This is a genomic window from Lysinibacillus irui (assembly GCF_028877475.1).
Classification (GTDB): domain Bacteria; phylum Bacillota; class Bacilli; order Bacillales_A; family Planococcaceae; genus Lysinibacillus; species Lysinibacillus irui.
Window position 1 is genome coordinate 3,938,172 of record NZ_CP113527.1, and the last position, 23,134, is coordinate 3,961,305.

The 23,134-nt window shown below is 36.7% G+C and carries 17 protein-coding genes; 7 read left to right on the forward strand and 10 right to left on the reverse strand.

What is annotated here, in order from left to right; genetic code table 11:
* Nucleotides 1–465: 465 nt before the first annotated feature.
* On the forward strand, nucleotides 466–885 hold the full coding sequence (locus tag OU989_RS19815; RefSeq protein ID WP_274794651.1) for a hypothetical protein: 420 nt from the start codon (nucleotides 466–468) through the stop codon (nucleotides 883–885).
* 13 nt (nucleotides 886–898) lie between these two features.
* Nucleotides 899–5,989, forward strand: a complete 5,091-nt coding sequence (locus tag OU989_RS19820; RefSeq protein ID WP_274794652.1) for a DUF4132 domain-containing protein — start codon at nucleotides 899–901, stop codon at nucleotides 5,987–5,989.
* A gap of 46 nt (nucleotides 5,990–6,035) precedes the next feature.
* Here the strand turns inward: OU989_RS19820 and OU989_RS19825 are convergent, their stop codons facing one another.
* Both OU989_RS19825 and OU989_RS19830 read right to left on the reverse strand, forming a co-directional pair.
* Nucleotides 6,036–6,767, reverse strand: coding sequence for a hypothetical protein (locus tag OU989_RS19825; protein WP_274794653.1), 732 nt, complete (start codon nucleotides 6,765–6,767; stop codon nucleotides 6,036–6,038).
* Nucleotides 6,760–8,097, reverse strand: coding sequence for an AAA family ATPase (locus OU989_RS19830; RefSeq protein WP_274794654.1), 1,338 nt, complete (start codon nucleotides 8,095–8,097; stop codon nucleotides 6,760–6,762). The genes OU989_RS19825 and OU989_RS19830 overlap by 8 nt, the downstream gene beginning before the upstream one ends.
* Before the next feature lie 149 nt (nucleotides 8,098–8,246).
* On the opposite strand from OU989_RS19830, the gene OU989_RS19835 reads away from it, so the two are divergent.
* The 4 genes from OU989_RS19835 (at nucleotide 8,247) to OU989_RS19850 (ending at nucleotide 14,930) form a co-directional block, all read left to right on the forward strand.
* Nucleotides 8,247–8,693: a hypothetical protein gene (locus OU989_RS19835; protein ID WP_274794655.1), complete on the forward strand. Its 447-nt coding sequence runs from the start codon at nucleotides 8,247–8,249 to the stop codon at nucleotides 8,691–8,693.
* 536 nt (nucleotides 8,694–9,229) lie between these two features.
* Nucleotides 9,230–10,978 carry a methyl-accepting chemotaxis protein gene (locus OU989_RS19840; RefSeq protein ID WP_274794656.1) on the forward strand — a complete coding sequence of 583 codons (1,749 nt, stop codon included), beginning with the start codon at nucleotides 9,230–9,232 and terminating at the stop codon, nucleotides 10,976–10,978.
* A gap of 131 nt (nucleotides 10,979–11,109) precedes the next feature.
* Nucleotides 11,110–14,277, forward strand: a complete 3,168-nt coding sequence (locus OU989_RS19845) for a non-ribosomal peptide synthetase family protein (RefSeq protein WP_274794657.1) — start codon at nucleotides 11,110–11,112, stop codon at nucleotides 14,275–14,277.
* The gene (locus OU989_RS19850) at nucleotides 14,274–14,930 is read left to right on the forward strand and encodes a 4'-phosphopantetheinyl transferase family protein (protein ID WP_274794658.1); all 657 of its coding nucleotides are present in this window, start codon (nucleotides 14,274–14,276) and stop codon (nucleotides 14,928–14,930) included. Before OU989_RS19845 ends, OU989_RS19850 begins: the two co-directional genes overlap by 4 nt.
* A gap of 57 nt (nucleotides 14,931–14,987) precedes the next feature.
* Here the strand turns inward: OU989_RS19850 and OU989_RS19855 are convergent, their stop codons facing one another.
* The 5 genes from OU989_RS19855 to groES all read right to left on the reverse strand — a co-directional run bounded on the left by OU989_RS19855 (nucleotide 14,988) and on the right by groES (nucleotide 20,236).
* Nucleotides 14,988–15,998, reverse strand: a complete 1,011-nt coding sequence (locus tag OU989_RS19855) for an ABC transporter substrate-binding protein (RefSeq protein WP_274794659.1) — start codon at nucleotides 15,996–15,998, stop codon at nucleotides 14,988–14,990.
* Nucleotides 15,999–16,008: 10 nt separating this feature from the next.
* On the reverse strand, nucleotides 16,009–16,770 hold the full coding sequence (locus tag OU989_RS19860; RefSeq protein ID WP_274794660.1) for an ABC transporter ATP-binding protein: 762 nt from the start codon (nucleotides 16,768–16,770) through the stop codon (nucleotides 16,009–16,011).
* A gap of 4 nt (nucleotides 16,771–16,774) precedes the next feature.
* The gene (locus OU989_RS19865; protein ID WP_404809741.1) at nucleotides 16,775–17,824 is read right to left on the reverse strand and encodes a FecCD family ABC transporter permease; all 1,050 of its coding nucleotides are present in this window, start codon (nucleotides 17,822–17,824) and stop codon (nucleotides 16,775–16,777) included.
* A gap of 367 nt (nucleotides 17,825–18,191) precedes the next feature.
* Nucleotides 18,192–19,823, reverse strand: a complete 1,632-nt coding sequence (gene groL / locus OU989_RS19870; RefSeq protein WP_274794662.1) for a chaperonin GroEL — start codon at nucleotides 19,821–19,823, stop codon at nucleotides 18,192–18,194.
* Nucleotides 19,824–19,951: 128 nt separating this feature from the next.
* Nucleotides 19,952–20,236, reverse strand: a complete 285-nt coding sequence (groES, locus tag OU989_RS19875; RefSeq protein WP_054612084.1) for a co-chaperone GroES — start codon at nucleotides 20,234–20,236, stop codon at nucleotides 19,952–19,954.
* A gap of 170 nt (nucleotides 20,237–20,406) precedes the next feature.
* Between groES and OU989_RS19880 the strand changes: the two genes are divergently transcribed.
* Entirely contained in the window at nucleotides 20,407–21,171 is a 765-nt protein-coding gene (locus OU989_RS19880) for a CPBP family intramembrane glutamic endopeptidase (protein ID WP_274794663.1), read from the forward strand.
* Between the two features lie 89 nt (nucleotides 21,172–21,260).
* Here OU989_RS19880 and tatC read toward each other — a convergent pair whose 3' ends face one another.
* From tatC to OU989_RS19895, 3 genes are all read right to left on the reverse strand, one after another.
* Nucleotides 21,261–22,085: a twin-arginine translocase subunit TatC gene (gene tatC / locus OU989_RS19885; protein WP_274794665.1), complete on the reverse strand. Its 825-nt coding sequence runs from the start codon at nucleotides 22,083–22,085 to the stop codon at nucleotides 21,261–21,263.
* A 17-nt stretch (nucleotides 22,086–22,102) separates the two neighbouring features.
* Nucleotides 22,103–22,288 carry a twin-arginine translocase TatA/TatE family subunit gene (locus OU989_RS19890; RefSeq protein ID WP_008176991.1) on the reverse strand — a complete coding sequence of 62 codons (186 nt, stop codon included), beginning with the start codon at nucleotides 22,286–22,288 and terminating at the stop codon, nucleotides 22,103–22,105.
* 166 nt (nucleotides 22,289–22,454) lie between these two features.
* Nucleotides 22,455–23,090 (reverse strand): redox-sensing transcriptional repressor Rex, encoded by a 636-nt coding sequence (locus tag OU989_RS19895; RefSeq protein WP_274794666.1) that lies wholly within the window; start codon nucleotides 23,088–23,090, stop codon nucleotides 22,455–22,457.
* Nucleotides 23,091–23,134 lie beyond the last annotated feature (44 nt).

The window sequence follows — 23,134 nt, forward strand, 5'->3', positions numbered from 1 at the left end:
TTCAACGATTTCACAAAAAACCATTGCTTCTTCTTATACAAATGATTTTTAGGAAAATACATTTTGAATGTATATAACTTTAATGACTTTGCTTTATGTATTTCTGATAGTGTATTGGTAAGCTATCGATCAGTTCGTATTTTATTTCATCATTCATTTTTTAAATTAGCCCATTGTTTCATATATTGAAGATTTCTTTTATGTCATATCTTCTACTTTTTCTTTGTTATTTTTATAATAAAGCGCAAAATGCTACATTCCACCATGTCATTAATCGTACAAATGTTCTATTTTCGATACTTCTTTGACAAAACTTCACCCCACTTTCTACCTTATCAGTACGTCTCTCCCTACTACTTTTCGTTACACTTTTCCCAAAATAATTTATACAACTAGCATCATATGCCTTATTCTTTTCAAGGTTATCACTCTTGTATAATGAAATTATTGTAAGGAGGTGTTAGATTGCGCTTATTTTACCAACAAAAAGTAATCGGTAAGAAATCTCGTAAGCTTCAAAAAATCCCATTCTCCATTGAGGAACCTGTTACAACTTTACAAGAATTACTCGTCCAGCTTGTGACACAGCAGGTACAACAGTATAACGATAAAAAGGTAGATACGCCGCTTCATCTTTATTTAACAGATCAACAAATAGAAGACGCAGCCCAGCATGGAAAAGTACATTTTGGAGAGAAAAAAAATGACACCTTACAGTCAGTTGACCAAGCTATCTCTACAATGCTTCAAGCCTTTCAAGATGAGCTTTTCTTAGTCCTTCATAATGAGGACTCACTCGATTCACTTACAACACCATTAACCTTACAGGAAGATGATGTTTTTACATTTATTAAACTAACAATGCTTGCAGGACGCATTTGGTAAGGAGAGGTTTTCCATGACACTTTCACATGAACAAAAAATGCATTTTCAAAATTTAATCGATTCCGCACCTGCCAGTTTACAGCCACTAGCAGCAGCATTACTAAATTATATGGATAATAGAGATTATGACATTGAACAGCTTATCGCTACTCAGCAAAATCATACACTTGAAGAGCTATTTAGTGGACCTTTTTTTGAGGTGCTTTCGCTATTATCTTCACCGGAACGTGCACTGAAAATGAAGCAATTAGCTTTACGTTTTGATACTACGATGTTCCAAACTGGTATTTTACGTCGATCTTTCCGTTCTGCTCAACCAGTCCAAGATCATCTTTTTCAATGTTTACAATTAATAGAAGAAATGCTGACATTCGAGGAAATAAGTCTACAGGAGTTATTGGCAAACCATAGTCAATATGAGCATGGTTCCTATCCGAACTATAGCTCCTATGTCTTGAAAAATGACAATGTAAAAGTAATGGGCTTTCTTGTATTTGAGCAATTGCTTGCTGAAGAACTGTCATTAAATAATCCTTTGATTGAAGAGGCAGTCGAGAGTATTTTATTCGATGAGCATCATAGTACCTTTTTTGGCCATCCATTAATCCGTGGCATTTTCAAATCAAGCAATTGTCGTATGCATGAAGCAGTCGGTAAATTATTAGTAGCAGCTGCGCGTCAGGAAGGGCTACGACAAGTGATTGTGGAAAACATAGATCACGGAAACTTGGAAGCACAAGTAGCGATGATGAAACTTATTCAGGAACATCAATTAACTCGTTTCTCCTCAGTAATACGAGCAATCGATACATGGATGGGTCTTGGCTATAATAGCTTTGAAAATCAAAAAATAACAGAGGAAGTTTTGGCCTTAGCCATCCAAGCAATGGAAGAGGACAATTTCGTCGAGCAACTACTAAAAAGTGAACGAACAATCGATATTTATGTCGGGCTATGGGCCATCTCCACAAAGGATTATACAAAGCTAGATAGTATACTAACAGAACTTTTAAAACGCGATAAACATATCCAACTGACAACACTTGCATTCTTGAAAAACTTATCTAAAATCTCCTTTACTGCACCGTATGTTAAGGATTTAATGTTAACAACAAAGGATATTGAGTTATTTGCCTTTGCATGGGGTAATTTCCTTTATGCCAACCATTATATTAATAGCGAGTATGCAAGCGATAATGAATGGGATCAAATCCTTCAAGACTTTATGAATGAAAATACTCAACTACAAGGCATTGAATATCCCTTATTTGAGCAACTTGAATGGGCTAAAAATGAGATCACGAGAGATGGACTAACTATTACAGGTAAACCTTTATCCTTTGTGCAAGTCCATCTGTCCTTAGAGGATTTAATTTCAACACAAATTATTTTAGCCTATCATATCCAAGACGAGGCATTATTCCAGCGAATTATTGCACAAGCAGATTCGTACTCGCCATCAAGTAGAATTGGCTTACTGAATATTTATTGCCTTGACCCTATCACACTAGGTCAACGTGAATTTTTATTTAACTCTTTACGAGATCGAAGCTCCATCAATCGTTCCCTTGCGTTAAAGAAAATACATGCTTTAACACCAACTGAAGATGAAATTATCAGAATCGAAGATCTTTTAGCTAATAAATCAGGGGCTCTTCGCAAAGAGGCTATCTCTCTCTTGAAAGTTCAGCCACAGGACCATTTACTGCAAAGTGCTGAAAGACTAATAAAAGACAGCAAACAATTGAAAAGACTTGGAGGACTTGAATTATTGTTAGAAGCCTCTAAGGAATATGACTTAGCAAGCGAACAAATTAGCGCTTTATGCACCTTATTACCAAAAGTAACCAAAAACGAACAAGTGCTATTAGAACAATTAATTACAAAGAATGTACCGGAGTATAACGAGAGCAATGGTTTTGGCTTATATACACCCCATCATCCTATTCAATACGATCGTATTACCGATGGTGCTATTCAGATGAGTGATGAAGAACCTTGGCAGCAGCTAGTTCCTTTCTATGTACAGACACCTAAACCATTTGAGAAGTTCTTACAATATGATATTGAAAACTTATTAACAAAGCTTGAAGAACTTATTGAAATACTTGATGATTACGCTGAATTGGAGTATGAAACATACCAATGGAATGACACGCCAATTGCTACTACTTTAGGTCAAAGATATAGTGTCCTAGCATCTAAAACAGATAATAAACGACATGCTAGTCTTGATGTTTACCCTATTCCTGAGAACATTGTTCAATGGATAAAGACATCTATGTTTAGTAAAGAAGACTTAGCCTATTTTAATTTTTACAATGGTCTATCAGTGTATCCTGCTGCTCGTGATCTTTCCAATGCAGCTCAAACTCTTATCAAACCTTTCTTCGATTATAAAGAAATCAAAAAACGTGTTGCACAATTTAATTCCTTGAAATATAACTATACACTGCAACAAATTTTTTCAGTTTTGTCACAGGACATTGACATTATTTCAGGAGAGATGGCGCTGCATAAGGAAGCACTCGCATTGCTAGAAAAGCATGCACCTGAATTTAACAGCTTTGAGCAGGCAATAGGTATCATGCTACAGCTATTCAACGAAATTCCTGCTGATCAGTGGCAACTTGATGTTAGAGATAAAGGTTATTATTACTATCGTTCTACATCAACCATTATTGATTTAGATGTTATAGAAGTATTTGTTGATCGATGCTGGTCTGATTACTCAACGTATGGCGAATTTGTCAAAATGTTAGCTATCAATGAAGAGCTAACAAAACGCATGAACAAAGAGAGCTATAGCCCAAATTTATACAATTTATCTATATTCCAATATTTAGAAGCTATGAAGACTGGCTTGTTAACTCGCGACCATTTATTCGAAGCAATCTTTACCAACACGCTCGCATCAGAAATTTTTAATGAACCAACTAAATTACTTGAACGTTATCAACCGTTATTTGAAGACTTAAACGATTTCCTTGCCATTCGTGAACAAGCAATCGATCGTATTTTAGCCATTGAGCTCAAACGTGGTGATACACCTACTGCTGTTACAAAGCTAGCGAGTAGTATTTCGTATTTTGAAGGAATCGATTATTTCTTCAAAATTCTCCAGGCCTTAGATGGAGAAAAACTTGCACGAGGCTATATTTGGCAAGCTGAAACAAAAAAGGATGTATTCTCGCGATTGTTAACTAGCTGCTACCCTAAAAAAGAAGAAACAGCACAGCAATTAAAAGAAGCATGGGAAAAAACAGAAATTTCTATAGAACGTTTAATTGAAGCCATGATGTATAACCAGCATTGGATTGACCTGGTTAGTGAAGTAATTGGTTGGAAAGGACTAAAGGAATCAGCTTGGTATTTTATCGCGCATACAACCGATTCTTTATCGGACTTTGCTAAAGATCAGATTGCCCTCTTCTCCAGCATAACAGCTGAAGATTTTCGTGATGGTGCATTCGATTTAGCCTGGTTCCAAAGTGCCTACCAAACACTCGGTGCAAAAAATTTCAAACTTGTCTATGATGCAGCAAAATATGCTTCAGAAGGAGCTAATCATCGTAGGGCACAGCTTTATGCAGATACTGCCATTGGTAAGCTTAGTTCAAAACCATTAATGCAAGAAATCCAAGACAAGCGTAATAAAGATAAACTACGTGCATTAGGCCTTATCCCACTAAAAAAATCAGATGATAAAGATGCCTTAACACGCTACCAATTTATTCAACAGTTTTTAAAGGAAAGTAAGCAATTTGGCGCTCAACGTCGCGCAAGTGAGGCACGGGCTGCAAGTATAGCAATGGAAAATTTAGCACGTAATGCAGGTGATGGAGAAGCTACTCGCTTCACATGGCGTATGGAGTTATCAGCCTTTGACGATATCAAGCATTTATTTAAAGCACAACAGATTGAGCAAATAACAGCTCATTTGCAAATTGAAGAAGATGCATCTGTTAGCATTATCGTTGAAAAAGATGGCAAACGTCTAAAAAGCATTCCTGCTGCATTAAAGAAGCATGCCGACATTGTAACCTTGCAAGAAGCTCGAAAAAGTTTACAAGAGCAGTATAAACGGGCAAGGCCAGCACTTGAGCAAGCAATGGAATTAGAAACAGTATTTTCAGCTAAGGAGCTCATCAATTTATTAGCCCATCCAATACTGGCTCCATTATTACAAAAGCTAATCTTTATCAGTGATGAGCATGTTGGAATGCTTACAGCTGACGGTTTACGTTTAGTATCGAATGATACGATGTCGCTTGCCCCAACATCTACTATCAAGATTGCTCACCCACATCATCTTCTTGAAAGTGGTCAATGGAGACAGTGGCAAGCTCATATGTTCGAACACAAAATACAGCAACCATTTAAGCAAGTGTTCCGTGAGTTGTACCTTATCAATGCAGATGAAAAAGCACAAAAACAATCATTGCGTTATGCTGGACATCAAGTAAATCCATCCCAAACTGTAGCCTTGTTGAAAACAAGAGGCTGGCAAATTAGTTATGAAACAGGGCCAAGAAAAGTTTATTACAAGGAAAATATTGTAGCATCCTTGTATGCTCAAACAGATTGGTTTACCCCAGCAGAAATTGAAGCACCTGCAATTGAAGGGATATATTTCTATGATCGTTTAACTGGTAAAGATATCGTCTTAGATGACATTCCTGCAACGATATTCTCGGAAATCATGCGGGATCTTGACCTCGTTGTTAGCGTCGCTCATGTTGGTGGTGTAGACCCAGAAGCTAGCCATTCTACCGTTGAAATGCGCAGTATCATCGTAGAAGAATTGGCCAAATTATTAAAGCTAAACAACGTGGAAGTGAAAAAACAGCATGCCCTAATCGAAGGTAAACTAGCAAGCTATTCCTTGCATTTAGGTAGTGGCGTGGTACATCAAATAGGTGGATCAATGATACCGATAATTGCAGTACCATCGCAACATCGTGGTCGAATCTTCTTACCAATGGTGGATGACGATCCACGCACAGCTGAAATTATGTCAAAACTATTACTGTTAAGTGAAGATACAAAAATTAAAGATCCTTCCATATTAGCCCATATTCGGAGTTATGAACAAATGCTTTAACAAACATTAATTAAAACAGGTGACGATCTATATCAGTCACCTGTTTTTATTGTCCATTCGTTTTAATCATTTCAAATAGTAACGGTACATTCGTCCCTCGTTGTAATGAATGGCAGCCTTCCATCAAAAATGACCAACTTTTTTTTATTTTTTCCCTATAAGGAAGCTCTGCACTAACCGGGAGGTAAGCACTTAAATAGTCCTCAATTGTGCCAGATAGATTGTCGATAAACTCGTCTGCTTTTTGTATTTTTTCTGTTGGAATTTCATTGCGTTCATCCCATAGGACATGCTCTAAATTCGTAGAAAAATAAAATAATTGATAAGGTACTTTCATTCGATTAATGCTAAAGTGGTCATTGGCTATTAAAATTTTAGCATTCTTTGCTTTCATATCATTGCGTTGTTCAATTTGCTCTTTACGCTTTGCCGTTTTTACTAAAATAGCGTCCTCCGTATAAAACAGACTGTGCTCAATATTCTCATCCACTTTGACACATTCTGGTGCAATAAAGCAGCCATCTGCATCTGTAATATGAACGACAGCAGTTAAGTCATTTGCTAAAAACTTATATTTTTCAAGATAGCTCTGAATCACCCTTACAACACTGTTTTTAATATTCGGTATACGTTTATGAGCATCCCACTTTGTCAAAATATCTTCGCGTTGCACATCAAAACGTATGGTTGAATTAGCAAAATGAGCATCTAAATAATCCTCTAAAATGATTTGCTCTGTCTGTCCTTCCACAATGATCAACAATACCTTTTTAGTCATGCTGAACCCCCGCTTTACGAAAGGCACGTTTTATTTTAAATGTTTTAGTTTCTTTATAAACCTCTTCATCCTGTCCGCCAAGTTGGATAGCACGCAGATAGACGTCTCTAGCATTATTCACTTCTTTAATACCTTTAAGCTGGATATAGCGGTGATGTTCATTTGTCGTTGTGAACCATAAATTTTTAATAGCTAACACCTCTAACACACGTAGATTATGGGATGTAAAAATAAGTTGTCCTTTTCCACCCTCATCTATCACTGTTAACAACTCACCCAACAAATATTCAAAAACACCTGAATCTAACTCATCAATAACGACACAAGCATTCGGATTATTGTATACGGCAATCAAGACACTAAGAACAGAAATGATCTTTAATATCCCCTCTGATTCTGTTCGTAGTGGTAATTCCCGTTCCCCGCGCTGTGATAAAAACTCAAACCGTATTCCCGGCTCTCCATTATCCATCATTTGTTTTGTAATCACATTAATTTTAATGGTCAGTCCAGGAATAATAGCTGTTAAAACACGATTACTTTGCTCAATTACTTCACACAAGGCATAGAATGCATCCTCTGGCAATATAGCTGGTCCATTTAAATCATAAGGAATTAGACCCCTCGTTTTCTCTAAATGTATACTAAATGGCATGATACGTTCTTCAAATAATGGTGCAATATTATGATTATTAACAACATGTAAATCTCTACTAAAATCAACAGCAATATTTTGCATGAGCTCCATTTCTTGCTCTGAAAGTCGTTCCTGTAATAAAGGCTTTAAATCTTTATGGAATAAAAAAGACGTATAACGCTTTCTTGCTATCTGTTGAATAACGAGTAACTGAATACGTGCCTGTTCACTCAAATCTGTTAGTCTTAATTTACGGATTTGTACATCCTTCTCTTTCGCAGCAAATAAAACTTTTGAACGCTTCCCTTTAGCATTTTCTCGATAAGAGAGTCGTTCCAGCGTCGTATATAGTCGATGCTGATCCTCCTGTAGCTCTACATAATAATCCACAAAAAAAGTACCGTATTGGTTTTCAACTAAAAACTCAACATGAATGCTGGCTGTATGCTCCCCTGCCAAAATGAGTCGCTTCTCTTGTGAAGGTAACTTCCCTTCAGTAAACCAACCTGATAACAGTGTTTTCAATATACCGAATGCATCCACAATGGTTGTCTTTCCTGAGCCATTTTGTCCATAAAGCCCTACAACAGTTGCTTGAAAAAATGTCTCAAAATTTACTGCGAGTTTAATTTCACCCTGTCGTACATTACGAAGATTTTGTATGTTCATTTTTTTTATTTTAATGATTGCCATTTGCTAAACATCCTTTTAGCTTTTTTCCCTATTATAATGAAAATTGTTATATTTTATAACAAATTTGATTTAAACAACTTCTGGCCAAAAGCCTATAATAAAAATCGCACTAGGCATATGTTAGAAAAAATGAAGAAAGGTGTGTTTAATTGGTTTATCCTAGATTAGCTCCAGAAGATTTCAACAGTCAATTTCGCCCTGGTATGAAAATATGGGTGACTCTCCCTACAGGCACTTACTCTGGTACATTAATTCGAACATTTGGAACTGGAGGAAGAACTGCAGAAATCCAACTTGATAATGGTCAAATAGTGACTGTTGATGTTAGTCAAATAACTGCAGCAGGTACAGGAACACCACCTGGAGGCTCCTACCCTCCACCATACCCTTATCCATACCCATCACCTTATCCACCACAACCTTACCCACCACGTCCGTATCCACAGCCATACCCATCACAACCTTATCCACCAATGCCATATCCACCGCAACCATATCCGCCACGTCCAGGGGGCCAATATCCTGGTTTTCCACCACCATTAATACCAGGACTTCCGAATATACTACCAGGTAACTTTGGTAATCCACGACCATAATAACAACTAGAAAGGCTATTTCTTTGTTCGCTGAATAAAGAAATAGCCTATTTTCATTTTATCCCGATAATAAAAAAAATATGGAAAACTATAATATTTCCAAGCACAAGCAATAATCAAATAAGTACAAAAGACCTATAACAAAATTAAAAAAAGGGATTACAGCCAATGTTTTTTATTCAAGTGAAATTGGCTCAGTTTTGAGCATACTTCTTTTTTGTACTAGAAATCACCCTACTTTTCGTAAAAATACATCCTACGATATGAAATAAATAGACAATTGAACTAAAAATTTATATTTATCTTTATTAAACCAACCTTTAAATAGGAAGTTTTCTGGGTTGTGAATCAATTTTTTTGGCAGTATAGTAGTTTAATGTTGGGGGATAAATAGATTATTTTGCATTTATACATATTTTGAGCGTACTTTAGCTTCTACGAATAACATCAGGCTCTAAGTATACAACACATTTACTGAATTATCCATTTATAGTTTTTGCATGAAATATTTGTTATACCATACTAGGAGGAAAAACATGAAAAAACGCAAGAAGCAACATATGTCCATAAGTAAAAAATTAACTGCGATAATGGTAAGTATTTTATTATTATTTGGATTAGTTACTTTAGGTCTTTCTTATTATATAGTACGAAACAGTAATTTAACAGACATGGATCAATCACTATCTGACAAAGGTATGATATTAGCAAAAACCATTGATATCGATACATTACGATCCATACTAGATAATCCATCAAAAAATAACTCTGATGCCCTTCGTTTAACAAGTGAAATGGATGCGATCAATGAAAACTCTGATAGTATTACCAATCTATATTTAATTACAGTTAATGGGGAAAATATTAATGCTCCTGTTCTTTCATCTAGTATATTGGAATTAGGAGCTGAGTATAATCAAGATATGATTGCCATGGGGCTATCTCCAGATTTCCTAGCAAGAATCAAAGAAATTTTTAATACAAAAAAAGCAACGGCTACTGACATTTATAGCGATGAATTTGGTAGTTACAAAACTGGTCTTACACCTATATTAGATGAGGATGGTAACATTTTAGCTGCTTATGCCATTGACTATGATGTATCCAGGGTAACTGCAAAAGCAATGTCTGAAGCACTCTGGACATTATTAGTAACTGTTATTTTCTTAATTGGTTCATCCATTGCTGTATACAGTCTTTTAAGAAAAAAATTAACACCTATTCAACAACTGTCCCTACAGTCTAAAAAAGTAGCAGAAGGTAATTTAGAGCTTGACCCACTACCAGTTACATCAGCGGATGAAATCGGAACACTTACACAAAACTTTAACTCTATGATTGAAACTTTAAAGAATGTTATTAAAAGCACAACAAATGTTTCTGCACGTGTTTCAAACACTGCTAATGTATTATCTGCCAATATGCAGGAAGCAACTGATTCTTACAATAATGTAGCTTCTTCTATGCAAGAAATTGCAAGTGGTGCTGACCTCCAAGTTCAAAAGGCAAAAGAAAGTACGATTACAATTGAAGAAATGAGTATAGGAATTCAACGTATTGCAATGACTTCCAACGAAATTTCGGAGTCCTCGATCTTAGCATCAGAGGAAGCTGAAAGAGGCAATGAATCGACAAATAAATCCGTCTCACAAATGAATGCTATTAGTAAAGCGGTTAATCAGTCTGCTGCTTCTGTCAAATTGCTTGGTGAGCATTCTAATAAGATCGAAGAAATTGTTGGGATTATTACAGGTATTGCTTCTCAGACCAATTTACTTGCATTGAATGCAGCTATTGAAGCAGCACGTGCTGGAGAAGCTGGTAGCGGCTTTGCAGTGGTAGCAGACGAAGTCCGTAAGCTTGCCGAACAATCTGAGGCATCTGCAAGAGAGATTTCTACCCTTATTTCTCATATCCAGCACGATACAAATGAATCGGTCAACATCATGATTCATGCTGTGGAAGAAGTAGATCATGGAATTGTCATGATCAATGATTCAGAAAAATCATTTAGTCAAATATTAACTTCCATTCATCATGTGACAGGTCAAATTCAAGAACTCTCTGCCACAATTGAGGAAATGGCAGCTGGTATGGAAGAAGTGACGTCCGCTGTAAAAGATATGGAAGAGTTCTCAATCAATTCTAAAGATAATACAAGAGCTGTAGCAGCAACGTCTGCTTCTCAGCTGAACACGGTACAGCGAGTTTCTGAAGAAGCTCAAGTCTTATCCGAGTTATCTGACGAATTATTAAATGTTGTTCATACTTTTGTAGTGAAATAAAAAACGAAAGGGCTGCTCTTATAAGGAGGTTGATGTCCATTAGCTCCCGCAGAGAATTCATTCTGTGGAACTAATACATCAAACACTCCTTCATAAGTGTCTGCCCTTTTCTAAAATAGGAGTTGTCATAATTGAATACTAAACATAATTTTGATGTACACCCATCGCATAATCATACGTACTCTTTTGAGCCACAAAGTTTTCCATCCGATCGTATTCAACTTTTAAATGAAGAAGATTTACGGGCATACAAAAAATTGAATCAAACAATAGCTGACTACGATAAAGATGCAACAATACCTGACGTATTTTATCAGGCTGCACAACAGTTTGCTGAACGAATTGCATTATCATATGAGGGTGGCAAATTGACATACCGTCAGCTAAATGAACAATCCAACCAAGTCGCTCATATGTTAGTTGCAAACGGTCTTCAAAAAGGAAATCATGTGGCAATTTTTATGGAGCGTAGTAAAGAAACTGTCATTAGCTTACTCGGTGTCCTAAAAGCAGGTGGAGTGTATGTTCCTATAGATCCAAGCTATCCAAAAGAACGTTGTCAATATCTATTAAACGATACAGGTGCTCCATATATCTTAACGAAAAGCGAATATAGAGCTTTATTGAACGATTTCATACATAGTGATTCTCAAAAACATACCGTGTTAACTGTAAGCCAATCAGAGAACGGCTATTCACAGGAAAATATTCATTGTGAATTACATCCATCTGATTTAGCTTATATCATTTATACATCTGGCTCAACAGGCAAACCAAAAGGTGTTTTGCTTAAGCATGGAGCTGTTATTAATTTAATTACAGATAATCAAAGAATCTACCATTCAACGGAAGATGATGTTTTTTCTCAATTTATCTCTTATAGTTTTGACCCTTCTGTCACAGAAACTTTTACTGCTTTCTTTTCAGGAGCAAGACTTCATATGCTAACAAGTGTAGAGCGTCTATCGATTGAAGCTTTTGCTGAAATGATTAGTCGTGAGCAAGTAACAACTGCCACTATACCAAATGCTTTCTTTACACAACTAGCGACACATTTACCTAAAGAATACCGAACAAAGCTAACTACTCTAAATTATTTATCTGTTGGTGGGGAAGCCCTACTGCCTGCTATTGTTCAAAAATGGCAGGAAAAATTCGGGCTATCTACAGAGATTATTAATGTGTATGGGCCAACTGAATGTACAGTACTGTCGTCCTATTTTAAAGTAAAGAGTCAGATAACAGACATGCAATCTAGCATCCCTATTGGTAGACCTGTCGCTAATTATGAGATGTATGTTGTAAATGCAGAGGAACAGCTTTGCCCTGTTCATGTAACAGGAGAGTTATGTATTGCAGGTGTTGGTTTAGCAGCAGGTTATTTACATCAGCCTGAGAAAACGGCTGAGGTCTTTGTTCCACATCTATTGAAACCGAACAAAAAAATGTATCGAACAGGTGATTTAGTTCGCCTATTGCCTAGCGGTAATATCGAATTTGTCGGACGTAAGGATTCACAAATCAAAGTAAGGGGCTTCCGTATTGAGCTTGGAGAAATTGAAACCGTATTAAGTAATCATCCAAGCATTCAAGAAGTCGTCATTATTGCAAAGAAAATGTCTGATGGTAATAATCATTTATTTGCCTACTATACGGTAGCAAGTGGTATGCAGCTTGACGAAGATATGTTAAGAGATTACTTAGCGAATCTTTTACCTGATTACATGGTGCCTGAGCGTTTTATGGAATTACCTGAAATGCCTCTATCTCCTACAGGAAAAATTGATCGAAAACAATTAGCCTCACTGGAAGTAACCTTATCAAGAAGCACTACATATATTGCACCAGAAAATGATACACAGCGTATGCTAGCTGCCGCATGGGAGTATGTGCTAGGTATCGAACCAATAGGTATTCACGATAATTTCTTCCACATTGGGGGACATTCTTTAAAAGTATTGGAAATTCTTGTACAAGTGAAAAAGCATATACCATTCTTAAAAATCCAGGACTTTTTCCAGTATCAAACCATTGCGGAGCTCGATCAATATATTCTTAGCTATCAGCCTGAAGCTGTTGATGTTCAGGAAAATGCAGCTCCAATTATTTTCAAGGATCTTATGGAACCAAGCCCGTTAGAAGTCTCACAAACTGCGAAACCATTGCCAATGACTTCCGTATTATTAACAGGGGCCACAGGTTATTTAGGTAGCCATGTATTATACGAGCTGTTAACTACAACTGCTGCACATATTTATTGTCTTATTCGACCAAGTGCTCATGTAACAATTGAAGAAAAGCTAATAGACAGTATGCAATTTTATTTTGGCAGTGCTTTTGCTGATCAGATAAAAGGCCGTATTACTGTTATCCAAGGCGACTTAGGAAAGCAACGCCTTCAATTATCTGATGCCGATGAACAAAAGATAATGGAAGAAATCACTACCATCATTCACTGTGGTGCAGATGTACGTCATTTCGGTGCGACTGACCACTTTAATAATGTGAATGTTAACGGTACTCGCTATTTGCTGGAAATAGCCAAAAAGAAACCAGGTGTACATTTCCATTACATATCAACAATTGGTATTCCAGAGGAGTTAGCTGCCCTTCAATGGGGACCAAATGAAGAAAAAGGGAATTTTAATTACGACGTGAAATTGGATAATGTTTATACACAAAGTAAGCTAGAGGCAGAAAATCTTGTTCGAAATGCGGTTCAAGATGCAATTCCTGTTTCCATCTATCGTGTAGGTAATTTAAGCTGTCATTCTGAAACGGGAAAATTCCAACGTAATATCGATGATAACGCCTTTTACCGTATGATTAAATCAATGCTTTATTTAGGTAAGACACCTACGGCACAATGGCATGTTGACTTTACCCCAATTAATTATGCAAGTCAGGCCCTCGTTTCTCTGGCAGCACAATCAGCGGTGAATGGTCATGTCTTCCACTTATGTAACCCTGTGTCGATTACTTATTTAGAATTAATCGACACTATTAAGGAACTCGGTTATGACTTAACAATTGTGTCTACTCAGGAATATACAAATTGGTTATTAAATGGTGAGCATTCGAAAGATGTACAGGAATTTTTATCATTAGCTATTGCACAGCTTGAAGGTGATGGAGCAAGTGACTCACCGTTTATCTTCAATTGCAAAAAAACTCTAGAATTTTTAGCTAATACGAAAATTGAATGTGCAGTACCAAATACAGCTTTTATTCAAAGAATGCTTCAATACGGCATTGATACAGGCTACTTCCCTGAACCACAACAAGTCAACATAAGATGATTCAACAGGATATACAACTATTTGCCACGCCTCTAGGGCCTCAGTTAACACCATCAGAATGGGATACTTTCAGCAAAGTACTCCCTTCTGATGTGAAAAAAAAGCTTAATCAATACAAGCATTGGCAGGACCGTCAAAGAGCATTACTAGGTAAGACTCTCATCAGATGGGCTCTTCTTCCATATTTAGATGATGCCTTATTACACACGGCACAGGATGAACATGGTCGCCCTTATATTGCAGGCCATCCCCATTGGCAAGGTGATTTTAATCTTTCTCATTCTGGTGATTGGATTGTGTTAGCCGTAACACCTAGTGGGCGAGTAGGCATCGACGTTGAAGAAATAAAGCCTGTGAGTAAAGAGCTCATGCACTATGCACTTTCCAAGGCAGAGCAACAATTAGTCTCTCATCAGTCTCACCATGTTTTTTATGAGCTTTGGACTTTAAAAGAAGCATTCTTTAAAACAGGCCTATTGCCGAGTCGTTCACCCCATTTGCTGGATACGGTTGATATTAAAAGAACAAGAAAAGACCTTTCAACACAGTTATTTTATCTCGATCCACTACACCCTGTATCTATATGCTGGAACAACGTATCCTCCACTATAAAAACCACAAAGTTAAATAGAGAGCAGCTTCTACAGAGATAACAAAAAAGCTATCCCATCATGTCCTTTATTCGACTCTCAGGGATAGCTCTTTCAATATTATTTAAATAAGTCAGGATACATTTCCTTAGCTAAGGCTTCCATTCCATCAATTGTGTTATAGCCATAACCGAACATATAATTATAATCTACAATGTACATTTGTTTATTTTTAATAGCCTTCATGCTTGAAAGTTTAGGATTAGCATAAATTTCTTCACGTACTTTTGTTAAATCAGAGCCATCCCAGTTAGGAAGAATTAATACATCTGGATCTGCTGCTATTAGTGTTTCGACACTTACATCACCTGTTTCATCTTTAAAAATATTCTCTAGCTTAACCATTTTGAATGCATCATTAAAGAATGTTTCATCGTGTGCTGGAAAGACAAAAAGCTCTTTTGGATCATTTGTATGCAAATAAGCAAATGTTTTCTCTTCTTTAATGCTTTCTAATTTTGAAGAAATATTTTGTTGTCTCCCTTTTAGTTCTTTAATAAAGCTATCCGCCTTATCTTGCACATTAAAAATTTCACCAATATTTTTGATATCATTGTAAATAGAATCATATGTACCACCTGTTACCGACGACTCTAAAACAAATGTTTTAATGCCCATTTCATTAAGTGAATCTACTGTACCTACTCCCCATTCAGCATTATCAAATAAGCCTCCGCGGCCAAATACTAAATCAGGGTCTGTTCCTAATGTAACCTCTTTGCCAACATATTCATCGCTTAAAATAGTCAGTTTAGCGTATTCCCCTTCCACAGATTTATCTACTGCACCAAAGTTTGCTCCAACACCAACAATTTTATCGCCCAATCCTAAATGTAATAATAATTCTGCAGCTGGACGTGTATTTGCCATAATTCTTTCAGGTGCTTTATCGAATACTTGATCTTTCTTTTCCCATGTTGATCCACCCTCTGTTTTTGAAAAGTTTTCAACTGTCAGCGGATAATGATCTCTAGCCTGTGTTTCCTCAGCTATATTTTTGGATGTGTTACCGCAAGCTGTTAATGTTAATAGCGCCGCTAGTCCGATTCCTATTAGTAGTTTTTTCTTCATCTTGCTCCTCCTATAGTCCATAAGCAAAACCTAATCCATTCGTCACTGGATTCGTAAACGTTTTACACTTTATATGATATAAAGCTTCTATTGTTTCTGGTGTTAAAACATCCTCTGGTACGCCATGTGCATAAACTTCGCCATCTTTAACTGCATAAAGATAATCACAGTAATGTGCTGCCATCTCTAAATCATGGAGCGCCGCTAATACACCAATCTTTAAACTTTTCACGCAGGATAGTATTTCAATTTGATAGCGAATATCTAAATGGTTTGTCGGTTCATCTAAAATCATAAATTGAGGCTGCTGAGCAATTGTTCTGGCTAAAATAACACGTTGTTTTTCACCTCCAGATAATGAAAGAAAACTACGTCCCTTATATGCTTGTAAATTCGTGCGTGTTAATGCCTCTTCCACAATGTCAAAATCCTTTTGATTATCTGACTCTAGCATTTTTTTATGGGGTGTTCTGCCTAACATCACCATTTGCTGTACCGTTAAATCAAAGTGCATTTCATTGAATTGCCCAACAACACCCAAGTGCTGTGATATCTTTTTTTCGGGACTTTTCAAAACATCTAAATCATCTAAAAAGACCATTCCTTTTTGTGGCACAAGGCTTTTATAAATACTTTTTAATAAAGTTGACTTTCCACATCCATTTGGTCCGATTAAACCCACAAATTGCTGCTTATTCACGTGAATCGATATGTTTTTTACAATTTCCTTTTTGCCAATCTTTACTTCTATTTCTTTTGCTACTAATTCCATTGCTCTACCCTCCGAAGTTGTAACCTTTTTTTACAATCATATAGATAAATAATGGTGACCCAATGACAGAAGTAATGATGCCAATCGGTAATTCAACATTTTGGATTAATGTACGAGACAGAATATCTGCCCAAATCATGAAAAGGCCTCCTAAGAGTAATGTCCCTAACATTAATCGTTTATGATCTGCTCCGAAAATACCTCTCGTAATATGGGGAATAATTAAGCCGACGAAGCCAATCATACCTGCATAAGCGACCATTGTTCCTGTAATTAAAGAAGTTAGAATCATATATAATTTACGATAAACACTTAAATTGATACCTAATGTAATAGCTGATTCATCCCCAAGTAGCATCGTATTAAGCACTCGATGCTGGAACAAAAATAAGGTAGCCCCGAGTACAATCACAATGGTTAAAATCGGTGTTTTGTCCCAACTGGCAGAAGCTAAACTCCCCATCGACCAAAATGTAACTGTTTTAATGCCCTCAGCATTATTCGCAAAAAAGATGATAAGACTCGAAAATGAACTACATAAGGCACCGATGACAACACCTGATAAAACGAGTTTTACAGATGTGGCTTTACCCCCTATGCTAGATAAGATAAGCACAGCCATAGAAGTTATCATCGCCCCAGCAAACGCACCAAAGGCCACACCAAACTGCGCTAACAATTCACTACTACCAAATCCAACCAAAATGGCAAAAGTTGCTCCCAGCGAAGCGCCTGAAGAAATACCAAGTATGTATGGATCAGCCAGAGGATTTTGCACAACTGCCTGCATAACAGTCCCACATAATGCAAGTCCAATCCCAATCAATAAGGCAAAAATTACTCGTGGCATTCTGACTTGTAAAATAATATTCAAGTAGGATTCACTATCCACATTGTCAAGCGAGCCTAGCCTTCCATTGGTTATAGCATGAAGCAAAATATCCATTGATTGCTTAAAAGGAATACTAACCTGTCCTATTGATACAGAATAAACTGCAGAGACTATAATGGAGCCGATTAAAAGTAAAATAATAACATAATAAATAGTACCCATCCCTATTCTGTTAGCTTCCTGTTTATCCAAAATTTCACCTCTATCTATAAAATTAATCATTATTGATAACGATTATCATTATCAATATGTATTGTAAGTGATAATCTATTGAAAAACAACAGGAAAATTATTTTCATAGTTTTCAACATCATTCTTAATCGGTTCAATAGCAACGCTATTATGCTAGTAAAAAACCAGTTCCCAACTGAAGCATTGAGAACTGGTTTTACATCATATTTTGAGATATAATTTCCCACGGAAGAAAAGCAAAAAAATAGAAGCTCCTCAAAAGTTTTCACAACTAATGAGAAGCCTCTACTAATTCACTATGTTTAGCCTTACATACCTAACGAAAGGGGTAAGGTTCTTACATCATTCCCGGCATACCGCCCATACCGCTCATATCTGGCATTGCTGGTGCTGCTTCAGGGATATCAGCAACAACTGCTTCTGTTGTTAAGAATAATGCTGCAACAGATGCTGCGTTTTGTAGCGCTGAGCGAGTTACTTTCGCTGGGTCTACTACGCCTGCCTCTACCATGTTTACCCATTCGCCAGTAGCTGCATTGAAACCAATGCCCACTTCTTCACGTTTTAGGCGATCCACGATGATAGAGCCCTCTAGACCAGCGTTATTAGCAATTTGGCGAACTGGTTCTTCTAAAGCACGTAGAACAATTTTCACACCTGTAGCTACATCGCCTTCTACAGCTTCAGCTGCTTTTTCCACAGCACCATAGACGTTAAGAAGAGCTGTACCACCACCTGATACGATACCTTCTTCAACAGCAGCACGAGTAGAGTTAAGCGCATCTTCAATACGAAGTTTACGTTCTTTTAGCTCTGTTTCAGTTGCAGCACCAACTTTAATGACTGCTACACCACCTGCTAATTTTGCAAGACGTTCTTGTAATTTTTCTTTATCGAATTCTGAAGTTGTTTCAGCAAGTTGTGCACGGATTTGAGTAATACGTGCTTCAATTGCGTCTGCACCGCCTACACCTTCAACAATTGTTGTGTTATCTTTTGTCACAACAACTTTTGCTGCACGACCAAGTGAAGAAATATCAGCTGATTTTAGGTCTAAGCCTAATTCTTCTGTAATCACTTGCCCACCAGTTAAGATAGCGATATCTTCTAGCATTGCTTTACGACGATCACCGAAGCCAGGTGCTTTTACTGCTACAGCATTAAATGTACCACGAAGCTTGTTCACTACAAGTGTTGCAAGAGCTTCACCTTCAACATCTTCAGCAATAATTAACAGTGGACGACCTTGTTGTACCACTTGTTCTAATAATGGTAATACTTCTTGGATGTTTGTGATTTTTTTATCAGTAATTAAAATGTATGGGTTATCAAGAACCGCTTCCATTTTATCTGTGTCTGTTACCATATAGTGTGAAGCATAGCCACGGTCAAATTGCATACCTTCTACTACATCTAATTCTGTTGTGAAGCCTTTAGACTCCTCGATTGTAATAACACCATCGTTACCAACTCGCTCCATTGCTTCAGCAATAAGTTGTCCAACTTCATCATCAGCAGCCGAAATAGCAGCGACTTGTGCAATTTCTTCTTTATTGCTTACAGGACGAGAAATCGCGTGTAATTCTGTAAGTGCAGCAGCAACTGCTTTATCAATACCTTTACGGATACCTACAGGATTTGCACCAGCTGTTACATTTTTCAAGCCTTCACGAATAATTGCTTGTGCTAATACTGTTGCTGTAGTTGTACCATCACCCGCAATTTCGTTTGTTTTAGAAGCAACTTCTGCTACTAATTTTGCTCCCATGTTTTCATATGGGTTTTCTAGCTCGATTTCTTTTGCAATTGTAACACCATCATTTGTAATTAGTGGTGAACCGAATTTTTTTTCTAATACAACATTACGTCCTTTTGGTCCTAATGTTACTTTCACTGCATTCGCTAATTTATCTACACCTTGTAACATTAATGAACGAGCGTCTTCTGAGAATTTAATATCTTTTGCCATGTGAATTTACCCTCCTGAAATGGAATATTCGTTAAGCTTCTTCAATATATTTATATCAATTTCACCTTATTGTCACTTATGTTAAGAAACAATAGGCAATCACCTTACTTAAGGTGCTTTACATGTTCTTATTCAATAATTGCAAGGATATCGCTTTCGCGTAAAATTAGGTATTCATTACCTTCAAATTTAACTTCTGTACCAGAGTACTTAGAGAAAATAATGTGGTCGTCAACTTTAACGTCAAGCTCTACACGTTGTCCGTTCTCTAATACACGACCTGTCCCAACTGCTACTACTTTACCCTCTTGTGGTTTTTCTTTTGCAGAGTCAGGTAGTACAATACCGAATGCAGATTTTTCTTCTACCTCGATTAGTTCAATTACAATACGATCTCCTAGTGGTCTTAACAAGTGAAACAACCTCCTAATAATAAATAATTGTTTAAATTTATTAGCACTCTATCTCAATGAGTGCTAACACAATTATTATGATAATCAATCGCTCTTTTTTTTGCAAGTCAGAACTTCGAAAAATTTTGTTTTCTTTCCATATTCCTCTACAATAGAAAGGAAGCATATAAATGGAAAGGATTTTGATTGTGACTAATTCTCAAAAAATAACGAAACATAAAAAAACAGCGCTGTATGTTTTGCTGATTTATATTCTTATGCAGATTTCAAGCAGATGGCTGCTCTTACCGTTCCATAAGCTCGTTATGAAGATAACTGGTCTAGCTTCTGAACAAGCGGCCCCCATTACGCAAGGCTGGTATATTGCCCTTAGTTTTGCTGTTGCACTCATTTTGAGCTTAATTCTTACATCTCGTGATAAAGCCTTTTGGAATATTTATCAAGGACAAAAGGAAACGATACCTCTCACGATTGTTTGGGGGATCATCGGCTTCTTCCTGGTGTTCTTTGGTCAAATGATTGGTGCCGCCATTGAAATGGCTGTTTTTGGTATCGAAGGAGGCTCCCAAAATACCGCAGATATCGTTGCTATAGCAAAAGGAGCTCCTATTGCTATATTAGCAATTGTTGTATTTGGGCCCATATTAGAAGAGTTTGTTTTCCGAAGAGTTATATTCGGTTCGCTTGTCCAAACAACAAATTTCTGGGTGGCCGCAATCGTAAGTGCCATATTCTTTGCGATTATCCATTTCGACTTCTCTCATATCTTGCTTTATACTATTTGTGGTTTAATCTTTGCCTTTTTGTATCACAAAACAAAACGTATTTGGACTTCTATTATTGCACACGTCATGCTCAATGGTTTTGTAACACTTGTACAATTCTATGCAGAACCATTGCAAAAGTTTCTTCAAGAACTAGAAAAAATGCAATAATTTTTTGTAAAGCTATGTAAATTTATTGAAAAAAGGAATTGTAACAAAAAAAAGCTCGATGCCTTTATTTTGGCATCGAGCTTTATTTATTACTGTTGATTGAATTCTTCTATTTGTCTTCTTTGCTGTTCAAGTGCCTCTTCAATCTGACGCTTTTGTTCAGCTTCCTGCTCTTCTTTTAATCGGATCTCCTCAGATTTAAGGTATTTTTTATAACCAATCCGAGAAATCATAATACTAATTTCATACAAAATAAACAAAGGTACCGAAACCATTAAATGTGACGCCAGCTCAGGCGGTGCAATGATAGCAGCACAGACGAATAAAGCAAAGTATGAATATTTACGGATACGTATTAACAAGTCAGGATTTAAAAGCCCAATTCGAGAAAAGAATAATACAACAATTGGTAACTGGAAAAGGAAACCAAACGGTATTGTGAGCTTAAACAAAAATGTAAAATACTCATGTATACCAATGGTTTGCTGTATGTCTAAATCATTTGATAAATTCATCATGAATTTTATGACATACGGGAATAGCAAAAAGTATGAAAAGGATAACCCTGCGATAAACAATAAAAATGAATACGGTATATAGCTTAAGGTTGCTCTTCGTTCTACCTCCCTTAGTCCAGGGCTAATAAACGACCATAATTGATACATTAACACAGGCGATGAAAGAATAAATGCTATTAAAAATACAATTTGGATATAAATTGCAAGCGGTGTTACTACGTCAAATGCATGGAGCTCTATATTATATTTTGCTCCAGTAGCTTGAAGGTATTTTACAAGCGGCTTTGCGACGAAAAAACCGCCAGCCATAGCTAGAACAAAGAAAACGGCAACAATGAACAGCCGTTTTCTTAATTCTTCTATATGCTCAATAACAGTTAGATCTTTTGGATTCATTCCTCAAACATCCTAACTTACTTATCTAGTTCTTTCTTTTTCTTATCATCATCATCTTCGTCTGCTAAACCTTTAGTAGCATTTTTGAATTCACGTAGTGTTGAACCAAATGCCTTACCAAGCTCTGGTAACTTTTTAGGACCAAAAATTAGTAACGCGACAACTCCGATAATAATGAGGCTCATAGGACCAATACCACCCATTACAGCCACCTCCTCTTTATATCCATCATTTTAACGCATAATTCGCCATTTTGCTAACTAATTATATGTGAAAGTTTTTCGTCATTCTCACAGTTTTTACCGCCTTTTATTTACAATTTCTATTTGACAGAAACGGTGAACTACACTTAAAAAATATGTATAATTTTCACTCTTCCTGATTACGAATTAAATAAATAAGCGCTTGCAATTCTACCGATAAATCAATAGTTAAGAGTTGCATTCTATCAGGTACTGTTAACCGCTCTGGTGTAAAGTTCAAAATGCCCTTTGCATCCATTGCCGCTAAGCGATCTGCCATTTTTTGTGCAGAGCGTGGCGAAACGGTTAAAATGGCAAGCTCTGCGCCATACTCCGCATATTTCTCCTCCAATAAATCTGGATGAAAAACAGGAATATTGCTAATCATTTTGCCATCCTTAGGCGCTTTTGAATCAAAAGCTACGACAATATGGGTATTATGGTTTTTTTGAAAATTATATTTTAATAATGCACTGCCCAAATTCCCCACGCCAATTAACGCTACTTTTGTTGTTTCATGCTGATCAAGCGTCTGGCTAAAAAATTGTAATAGATGCTGCACATCGTAGCCATAGCCTTTCTTCCCTAGAGCACCAAAGTAAGAAAAATCACGGCGAATGGTTGCAGAATCTATTTTCATCGCTTCACTCAGTTCCTTTGACGATATACGTTCCATACCTTCTTGTGCAAAGTTTTGAATAAATCGATAGTACAGAGGAAGTCTTTTTGTAGTGGCTTGTGGAATTTTTAATTCTTGTTTCAAACTTTTTCCTCCTTACAATGTACCTCAGTCCATTTTACTTTATA